The following is an 8,386-nucleotide window of genomic DNA, read 5'->3' on the forward strand; positions in this document are numbered from 1 at the left end:
CTTTTGCGCCGTCAAAAGTGACCCGCCGTCAGGGCGGAAGGGGCCGGCAGAGCCGCCATCCACAATGGATATGTCCGCCAAGACCAAGGCCAAAACCAAGGCCAAAAAATCAAAAGCATCACCGGCAAGGCCTGATCCCACAGAGAAGCGTCAGATCACCTTCCACCCCCCAACCATATGCTCAATTCCACCATGCCCGTATAGGCGCAAGCGCCCCTGATCCGCCACGGCACTGCATTCCAGAATCACCTCGCTGGGCAACCGCACGGGCTTGTGAAATTCTACCGCCACCTCATACCCACTCACCGGCAAATGCCCACGCAACGCCGCCACAGCCATGGCCTCGTTCCACATCCCGTGCGCAATCGCCTGAGGAAAACCGAACAACCGCGCACTCACCCCACTCAGGTGAATCGGATTGTAATCCCCGCATACCCGCGCATAACGCCGGCCAATATCGCTGTCGGCATACCAGCGCGTCAGCTCGCTCAGCACCGGCGCCTCGGCGTCCTCGACAGGAACGACATCCCCCTCAAGCGTCACCCCGCGACATAGCATTCGACTGCTCTCGGCCCAGATCAGTCCAAGCCCGTCCGCAGCTTCCGTCAGTAGATCGAAGGTCGCGCCCTTTTCGTGCGGCTGCAGATTCTCCACCCACACCGAAAACTGCAACTGACTCACCCCACCCAGCGGCCGCAGCACCCGAATCGTATTACCCACATGCACCAATCCCAGCAGCGGAAACGGGAACCCCGGGCGGGTCAGCAACTGCAGCTGCAAGGCAAACGCCATCACATGCGGAAAAGTCGCCGGCAGCCGCCGCTCATCGCCGAAATGACACAGCTTGCAATACGCATCCAGCTGCTTGGCATCCACCGCCAGGGTGCTGCGCAAACCCTCGCTCGGTAGCGTGGTGCCGCTGATCCGCCGCTTGCGCGCGGCCTTGAAATACAACCCGGACAACGCCTCGGTATGGCCCAGCTGTTTCCATGTCCGGCTCATGCTCAAGCCCCCATCACAGCCTGACCACATACCCGCAGCACCTGGCCATTCACCGCACCCGTGCCCGGCTGCGCCAGCCATGCCACCGCCTCGGCCACATCCTGCGGCAAGCCGCCCTGGCCCAGCGAACTCATGCGCCGTCCGGCCTCGCGCAAGGCAAACGGAATCGCCGCAGTCATCCGCGTTTCGATAAACCCAGGGGCCACCGCGTTAATGCTGCCACCCCGCTCGGCCAGCAGCGGCGCCCAGGCCTGCGCCAGGCCGATCAGGCCGGCCTTGCTCGCGGCATAGTTGGATTGCCCACGGTTACCGGCAATGCCGCTGATCGAGGCCAGCAACACCACCCGCGCATTGTCATGCAGGGCGCCACCGTCGAGCAGCGCCCGGGTCAGCACCTGCGGCGCCTTGAGGTTCACCGCCAGCACCGAATCCCAGTACTCCGGGGTCATGTTGGCGAGGGTCTTGTCGCGGGTGATGCCGGCGTTGTGCACAACAATGTCCACGCCCTGCGGCAAGCCTTCCAGCAACTGCGCCGGCGCATCGCTGGCACAGATGTCCAGCGCCAGGCTACGCCCGCCCAGGCGAGCGGCCAGGGCGTCGAGATCATCCTTGGCCTGCGGCACATCCAGCAACACCACCTCAGCGCCATCGCGAGCCAGGGTTTCGGCAATCGAGGCACCAATCCCACGCGCCGCCCCCGTGATCAGTGCGGTGCGCCCGGCCAGCGGCCGCGTCCAGTCCTGCACCTGGCCGGCACAAGCCTCCAGACGCAACACCTGGCCGCTGATAAAGGCACTTTTGGGCGAGAGGAAGAAGCGCAACGCACCCTCCAGCTGATCCTCGGCCTGCGCACTCACATACAGCAGTTGCAAGGTGCCGCCGGCGCGCAGCTCCTTGGCCAGCGACCGGCTGAAACCCTCCAGGGCGCGCTGGGCGACGCTCGCCAGCGGGTCGCTTAGTTGCTCCGGCGCACGCCCCAGAATCACGACCTTGGCACTCGGCGCCAGGCTGCGCAACAGCGGTTGGAAGAACTCGCGCAGTTGCTTGAGCTGGTCGCTGTCGGCGATCGCACTGGCATCGAACAGCACCGCCTTGAGCGGGCTGCCCAGCCCGGCTACCCACGCCGACAGGCCCAAGGCCTCGTCGGCGAAGCTGTACACCTCGTCGGTCAGGCGTGGGCCGAACCCCGCCACCTTCGCCGCCAGCGGGCCGCCACCCAGCAGCAATGCGCCTTCGACCGGGCGCAGCCGGCCCGCCTGCCAACGCTCCAGCCGGGCCGGCGTCGGCAGCCCGACAGCGCCCACCAGACGGCGGCCGAGGTCGGAGTTGGCGAAGTCGATATAGCGGTCGCTCATGAGTACGTCTCCCTGAAATAAGCACCAAAGTGTGGACCATGATTAGCAGTTGGTCGTTCGAGCGGCGAAAAAACACCTACGCTCAAGCAGGCCTATCCCGTAAAAAAAGGAAGCAGTACATGCCAGCTTTGCGCCGGGTCGCGATCATTGGCGGCAACCGTATCCCCTTCGCCCGCTCCAATGGCGCCTACGCCACCGCAACCAACCAGAGCATGCTCACCGCCGCCCTCGAAGGGCTGATCGAGCGTTACCAGCTACACGGCCTGCGCCTCGGCGAAGTGGCCGCCGGGGCCGTGCTCAAGCAACCGCGCGACCTCAACCTCAGCCGCGAATGCGTGCTCGGCTCGCGCCTGTCGCCGCAAACCCCGGCCTACGACGTGCAGCAGGCCTGCGGCACCGGCCTGGAAACGGCGCTGCTGGTGGCCAACAAGATCGCCCGCGGGCAGATTGAGTGCGGCATCGCCGGCGGCGTCGACACCACCTCCGACGCCCCCATCGCGGTCAACGAAGGCTTGCGCCAGATCCTGCTGCAAGCCAACCGCGCGAAAACCACCAGCGACAAACTCAAGGCCTTCCTGCAACTGCGCCCCGGCCACCTGGTGCCACAGTTCCCGCGTAACGGCGAACCGCGCACCGGGCTGTCGATGGGCGAGCATTGCGAGCAGATGGCGCAAACCTGGCAAATCGAACGCCAGGCCCAGGACGAACTGGCCCTGCTCAGCCACCAGCATCTGGCCGCGGCCTATGCCGAAGGCTGGCAGGACGACCTGCTCACGCCGTTCCAGGGCCTGACCCGCGACAACAACCTGCGCCCAGACCTGAGCCTGGAAAAACTCGCCAGCCTCAAGCCGGCCTTCGAACGCAGTGCCAAGGGCACGCTCACCGCCGGCAACTCCACACCGCTGACCGACGGCGCTGCGGTGGTGCTGCTGGCCAGCGAGGAATGGGCAAAGGAACGCGGCCTGCCGGTGAAGGCCTGGCTGCTGGACGGCGAAACCGCCGCAGTGGATTTCGTCAAAGGCCAGGAGGGCTTGCTGATGGCCCCGGTATACGCGGTACCGCGGCTGTTGGCGCGCAACGGCCTGGCCCTGCAGGATTTCGACTACTACGAAATCCACGAAGCCTTCGCCGCCCAGGTGTTGTGCACCCTCAAGGCTTGGGAAGACCCCGAGTATTGCCGCACCCGCCTCGGCCTGGCGGCGCCGCTGGGGGCCATCGACCGCAGCCGGCTCAACGTCAAGGGCAGCTCGCTGGCCGCCGGGCATCCGTTTGCCGCGACGGGTGGGCGGATCCTGGCCAACCTGGCCAAGCTGCTCGACAGCGCCGGCAAGGGCCGCGGGTTGATCTCGATCTGCGCTGCCGGTGGCCAGGGCGTCACGGCGATTATCGAGCGCTGAGCCCGCCGGCGGTGCCAGCCGCCAGCAATAGACCGCTGCCCTGGAAGAGCGCCAGAGCCTCACCGAAGCAGCGGCTATCTGTCGACGTCGGCGTTTATCGCGGCGTTCAAGGGATTATTCGCCGCCACAGCGGTCGAGCTGTTCAAAAACTGAACACCCGCGTTAACCTTGCGGTCCATTGCTGCAACACAGGCTTGTTGTATCGTGACCGCGCAACTCGTCGCTGGCTGTGAGAGGATGGCCGGCACCCCGTAACACCCGTGTTTGGCCAAACAGGACCCAGAACAAAAGCCGATGAAGACTCCAAAACGGATTGAGCCGCTGATTGAAGACGGGCTGGTCGATGAAGTAGTGCGTCCCTTGATGAGCGGTAAGGAAGCGGCGGTTTACGTCGTACGCTGCGGGGCGCAGCTGCGCTGTGCCAAGGTTTACAAGGAAGCCAACAAACGCAGCTTCCGCCAGGCCGCCGAATACCAGGAAGGCCGCAAGGTAAGAAACAGCCGTCAGGCCCGGGCCATGGCCAAGGGCTCCAAGTACGGGCGCAAGGAAGCCGAAGAAGCCTGGCAAAACGCCGAAGTGGCGGCGTTGTTCCGCTTGGCCGGTGCCGGCGTGCGGGTACCCAAGCCGTATGACTTCCTCGACGGCGTGCTGTTGATGGAACTGGTGGCAGACGAACATGGCGATGCAGCGCCGCGCCTCAACGATTGCCACCTGGAGCCGGAACAGGCGCGCGAGTACCACGCTTTCATCATTCGGCAGATCGTGCTGATGCTCTGCACCGGCCTGGTGCATGGCGACCTGTCCGAGTTCAACGTGCTGCTCGGGCCCGACGGCCCGGTGATCATCGACTTGCCGCAGGCCGTCGATGCGGCCGGCAACAACCATGCGTTCAGCATGCTTGAGCGCGATGTTGGCAACATGGCAGCGTACTTCGGGCGTTTTGCCCCGGAGCTGAAGGACACCCGCTTCGCGCGGGAAATGTGGGCCCTGTACCAGGCCGGCGACCTGCTGCCGGACAGCCCGCTGACCGGCCAGTTCAAGGACGACGAGCACCATGCCGACGTCGATGGCGTGCTGCGCGAAATCGATGCCGCACGCATCGAGGAAGCCCGCCGGCAGGCGGCCCGGGCCGAGGTCGAGCGTGGCCCGAGCAAGGGCGAGGAACCGCCGCCGCCCTGGCTGCAATAACCCCTACTAGTGGCAGCAGCCGCCGGCGGCCAGGTCCTTGAGGATCGGGCAGTCCGGGCGGTCGTCGCCCTGGCAGTGCGCGACCAGCTCGCCGAGGGTGTCGCGCAGGCTCACCAACTCTTCGATGCGCCGGTTCAGGTCGGCGATGTGCTCGTTGGCCAGGGCCTTTACATCGGCGCTGGCGCGGTGCCGGTCCTGCCACAGGGTCAGTAGCTTGGCCACTTCCTCCAGCGAAAACCCCAGGTCGCGCGAGCGCTTGATGAAGTTCAGGCTGTGCAAGTCTTCGGCCTGGTACAGGCGGTAGCCGCTGTCGCTGCGGTGGGCCGGCTTGAGCAGGCCGATGGACTCGTAATAGCGGATCATCTTCGCGCTCAGGCCCGTGCGGCGGGCGGCTTGGCCAATGTTCATGAGGCGTCGTCCTGCGGCGGTGTGTCGGGCTTCCAGGTTTTCAGCCAGAGCGCGTTGCTCACCACGCTGACACTCGACAGGGCCATGGCGGCGCCCGCGAGTACCGGGTTGAGCAGGCCAAAGGCCGCCAGCGGAATACCGATCAGGTTATAGATGAAGGCCCAGAACAGGTTCTGGCGGATCTTCGCGTAGGTCTTGCGGCTGATCTCCAGTGCGGCCGGCACCAGCCGCGGGTCGCCGCGCATCAGGGTGATACCGGCGGCCTGCATGGCCACGTCGGTACCGCCGCCCATGGCGATGCCGATGTCGGCAGCGGCCAGCGCCGGGGCGTCGTTGATGCCATCGCCGACCATGGCAACCACGCCGGTTTTTTTCAGCGCGGTGACCGTGGCGGCTTTGTCGGCCGGCAGCACTTCGGCGTGCACATCGTCGATGCCCAGGGCTTCGGCAACGACCCTGGCGCTGCCGCGGTTGTCGCCGGTCAGCAGGTGGCTGCTGATGCCTTGCTCGGCCAATTGTCTGATCGCCTGCCCGGCGCCCGGCTTGAGGCTGTCGCCAAAGGCGAACAGGCCCAGCACCCGCGGCTGTGCGCCGCGCTCGATCAGCCAGGACAAGGTCCGCCCTTCGGCTTCCCAGGCCGTCGCGCTGGCCGCCAGCGGGCCCGGTTGCAGGCCGCTTTCTTCCAGCAGACGGCGGTTGCCCAAGGCCAGGTCGCGACCGTCGAGGGTGCCGGCGATGCCTCGACCGGTCAGCGATTGGCTGTCGCCGATGGCCGGTACGGCGATCTGTTGCTCGTCACAGGCATCGAGCACTGCCTTGGCCAGTGGGTGTTCGCTGCCGCGTTGCAGGGCACCGGCCAGGCGCAGCAACTGGGCCTGATCGTCGACCAGCGCCTGGCTGTGGACAATTCGCGGGCTGCCGGAGGTCAGCGTACCGGTTTTGTCGAACACCACGCGGTTCACGGCGTAGGCGCGCTCCAGCGCTTCGGCGTCCTTGATCAGGATGCCGTGGCGGGCGGCGACGCCAGTGCCGGCCATGATTGCGGTGGGCGTGGCCAGGCCGAGTGCACACGGGCAGGCAATTACCAGCACGGCCACGGCGTTGATCAGCGCGGTTTCCATCGGCGCGCCGGCCAGCCACCAGCCGACCAGGGTCAGCAACGCCAGCACCAGTACGGCGGGGACGAACACCTGGCTGACCCGGTCGACCAGTTTCTGGATCGGCGCCTTGGCGGCCTGGGCGTCCTCGACCAGACGGATGATCCGCGCCAGCACGGTTTCCGTGCCCAGCGCCAGGGTGCGCACCAGCAGCCGGCCTTCGCCGTTGATCGCGCCGCCGGTGACGTGGTCGCCGGGTTGTTTCGGCACGGGCAGGCTTTCGCCGCTGATCAGCGCTTCGTCGGCATGGCTCTGGCCTTCGACGACTTCGCCGTCGACCGGGAAGCGTTCACCGGGTTTTACCAGCACCAGGTCGTGCAGGCGCAGGGCGCTGATCGGCACGTCGCGCTCGACGCCGTCGAGCACTTGCAGGGCGCGCTCGGGGCGCAACGCTTCGAGCGCGCGGATGGCGCTGGCGGTCTGGCGTTTGGCCCGGCTTTCAAGGTACTTGCCCAGCAGCACCAGGGCGATGACCACCGCCGACGCTTCGAAATACAGGTGCGGCATGCTGCCAGCATCGGCCCGGGCCCATTCGTAAAGGCTCAGGCCATAACCGGCGCTGGTGCCCAGGGCCACCAGCAGGTCCATGTTGCCGGCGCCGGCACGCACGGCCTTGTACGCGGCAACATAGAAGCGTGCGCCGAGGATGAATTGCACCGGGGTGGCCAGCACGAACTGCGCCCAGGCCGGCAGCATCCAGTGAATACCGAGCGGTTGCAGCAACATCGGCAGCACCAGCGGCAGGGCCAGCAGCACGGCGAGGGCCACGGCCCAGCGTTCGTTGCGCAGGCGCCGGGCGGCGTCGGCCTGGTCGACTTTGGGCGAGGGGGCGAGGCTGGCGCTGTAGCCGGCGCGGCTGACGGCATCGACCAGCACCTGGCCATCGAGGTTGCCGAGCACTTCGACATGCGCGCGTTCGTTGGCGAGGTTGACGCTGACGTGCTGCACACCCGGCACTTTGCTCAGGGCGCGCTCGACCCGACCGGCGCAGCTGGCGCAGGTCATGCCGCCGATCGGCAGGTCGAACGTGGTTGAATCGGACATGGGGGCAATCTCCTCCGTGGACTTGCCGCCAGCTTCAACCTTGCCATGCGGTCAAGGTCAATAGCCGAGGCTGGCCCGTTTCAGGTTCAGGCCATTCTGGTCCATGGCGATGCGGTACTTATTGATCTGGCCCGCCTTCAGGGTGAGGGTGGTGCTGCGCTGGTTCTCGATGCCGTTGTTACAGCCGGGGGCCTGGCCCGGCAGCAGGCGCAGGCGCACGTCGACGGTGCCGGCGGGCAGGTTGAAGGAGGTGGCTTGTTCCTGGAACAGTCGCGCCGACAGCTGATCGTTGAGGTACACGCCGATTTCGCAGGAAGTGGCGACTTCCAGGCGCTCGCGGGAAATGATCAGCACGCTGTAGTCGTTGTTGCCTTCGGCGCTGGCCTGGGGGGCCAACGTGAACATGCCCAGCAAACCGATGAGGCCCAATGCTGCCCTGCCCATGGATGGATCTCCTGCTCTGAATCGTCAAAGGCGCAGCTTGGCCGAGCTGCGCGCGGATTTCCAGCCCGGCAGTTGATCGACTAACTTGACCTTGCCCCGGTGGCAAGCTTGAAACTCTGGCAACACCCAACAGGAGGCTGTCTCGATGCAAGTATTCAATGTTCAGGGAATGACCTGTGGCCATTGCGTGAAGGCCGTGACCCAGGCGATTCAGAATCAGGATGCACAGGCGACGGTGAAGGTCGATCTGGGCCAGAAGCAGGTCCAGGTAGACAGCTCGCTGGCGGCGTCGCAGATTCTGGCGGCGATCCGTGAGGAAGGCTATCAAGCCGAGGCCGTTTAAAAGCATCGCGGGACGAGCCCGCTCCCACAGTGGTCAACTCAGTTCCCT

Annotated in this window: 8 protein-coding genes and 1 pseudogene; 4 read left to right on the top strand and 5 right to left on the bottom strand. The window is 65.9% G+C overall.

The genetic code is table 11. The annotated features are described in order from the left end of the window. Positions 1-150 precede the first annotated feature (150 nt). Both DCO48_RS22225 and DCO48_RS22230 read right to left on the bottom strand, forming a co-directional pair. Positions 151-1,002, bottom strand: coding sequence for a MaoC/PaaZ C-terminal domain-containing protein (locus DCO48_RS22225; protein ID WP_116552760.1), 852 nt, complete (start codon positions 1,000-1,002; stop codon positions 151-153). Positions 1,003-1,004: 2 nt separating this feature from the next. Continuing rightward, positions 1,005-2,357, bottom strand: a complete 1,353-nt coding sequence (locus DCO48_RS22230; protein WP_116552761.1) for a 3-oxoacyl-ACP reductase — start codon at positions 2,355-2,357, stop codon at positions 1,005-1,007. Positions 2,358-2,476: 119 nt separating this feature from the next. On the opposite strand from DCO48_RS22230, the gene DCO48_RS22235 reads away from it, so the two are divergent. From DCO48_RS22235 to DCO48_RS22245, 3 genes and pseudogenes are all read left to right on the top strand, one after another. Then, the gene (locus tag DCO48_RS22235; RefSeq protein WP_116552762.1) at positions 2,477-3,754 is read left to right on the top strand and encodes an acetyl-CoA C-acetyltransferase; all 1,278 of its coding nucleotides are present in this window, start codon (positions 2,477-2,479) and stop codon (positions 3,752-3,754) included. A gap of 66 nt (positions 3,755-3,820) precedes the next feature. Next, a pseudogene (locus DCO48_RS23370) lies at positions 3,821-3,907 on the top strand (AraC family transcriptional regulator); the annotation flags it as partial. 141 nt (positions 3,908-4,048) lie between these two features. Then, the gene (locus DCO48_RS22245; RefSeq protein ID WP_116552763.1) at positions 4,049-4,942 is read left to right on the top strand and encodes a PA4780 family RIO1-like protein kinase; all 894 of its coding nucleotides are present in this window, start codon (positions 4,049-4,051) and stop codon (positions 4,940-4,942) included. 6 nt (positions 4,943-4,948) lie between these two features. Here the strand turns inward: DCO48_RS22245 and cueR are convergent, their stop codons facing one another. The 3 genes from cueR to DCO48_RS22260 are packed head-to-tail and all read right to left on the bottom strand — an operon-like array spanning position 4,949 to position 7,995. Then, positions 4,949-5,350: a Cu(I)-responsive transcriptional regulator gene (cueR, locus tag DCO48_RS22250; RefSeq protein ID WP_116552764.1), complete on the bottom strand. Its 402-nt coding sequence runs from the start codon at positions 5,348-5,350 to the stop codon at positions 4,949-4,951. Next, the gene (locus DCO48_RS22255; protein WP_116552765.1) at positions 5,347-7,551 is read right to left on the bottom strand and encodes a cation-translocating P-type ATPase; all 2,205 of its coding nucleotides are present in this window, start codon (positions 7,549-7,551) and stop codon (positions 5,347-5,349) included. The genes cueR and DCO48_RS22255 overlap by 4 nt, the downstream gene beginning before the upstream one ends. Before the next feature lie 57 nt (positions 7,552-7,608). After that, positions 7,609-7,995 carry a hypothetical protein gene (locus DCO48_RS22260; RefSeq protein WP_116552766.1) on the bottom strand — a complete coding sequence of 129 codons (387 nt, stop codon included), beginning with the start codon at positions 7,993-7,995 and terminating at the stop codon, positions 7,609-7,611. Positions 7,996-8,140: 145 nt separating this feature from the next. Between DCO48_RS22260 and DCO48_RS22265 the strand changes: the two genes are divergently transcribed. Beyond that, positions 8,141-8,338: a heavy-metal-associated domain-containing protein gene (locus DCO48_RS22265; RefSeq protein ID WP_116552767.1), complete on the top strand. Its 198-nt coding sequence runs from the start codon at positions 8,141-8,143 to the stop codon at positions 8,336-8,338. The last annotated feature ends 48 nt before the right edge of the window (positions 8,339-8,386 follow it).

This window comes from Pseudomonas sp. SDI (assembly GCF_003105155.1).
Classification (GTDB): domain Bacteria; phylum Pseudomonadota; class Gammaproteobacteria; order Pseudomonadales; family Pseudomonadaceae; genus Aquipseudomonas.

Bases quoted from the DNA above. Each gene is read 5' to 3' on its own strand.
- DCO48_RS22225 (WP_116552760.1), bottom strand. From the start codon at position 1,002: ATGAGCCGGACATGGAAACAGCTGGGCCATACCGAGGCGTTGTCCGGG.
- DCO48_RS22230 (WP_116552761.1), bottom strand. From the start codon at position 2,357: ATGAGCGACCGCTATATCGACTTCGCCAACTCCGACCTCGGCCGCCGT.
- DCO48_RS22235 (WP_116552762.1), top strand. From the start codon at position 2,477: ATGCCAGCTTTGCGCCGGGTCGCGATCATTGGCGGCAACCGTATCCCC.
- DCO48_RS22245 (WP_116552763.1), top strand. From the start codon at position 4,049: ATGAAGACTCCAAAACGGATTGAGCCGCTGATTGAAGACGGGCTGGTC.
- cueR (WP_116552764.1), bottom strand. From the start codon at position 5,350: ATGAACATTGGCCAAGCCGCCCGCCGCACGGGCCTGAGCGCGAAGATG.
- DCO48_RS22255 (WP_116552765.1), bottom strand. From the start codon at position 7,551: ATGTCCGATTCAACCACGTTCGACCTGCCGATCGGCGGCATGACCTGC.
- DCO48_RS22260 (WP_116552766.1), bottom strand. From the start codon at position 7,995: ATGGGCAGGGCAGCATTGGGCCTCATCGGTTTGCTGGGCATGTTCACG.
- DCO48_RS22265 (WP_116552767.1), top strand. From the start codon at position 8,141: ATGCAAGTATTCAATGTTCAGGGAATGACCTGTGGCCATTGCGTGAAG.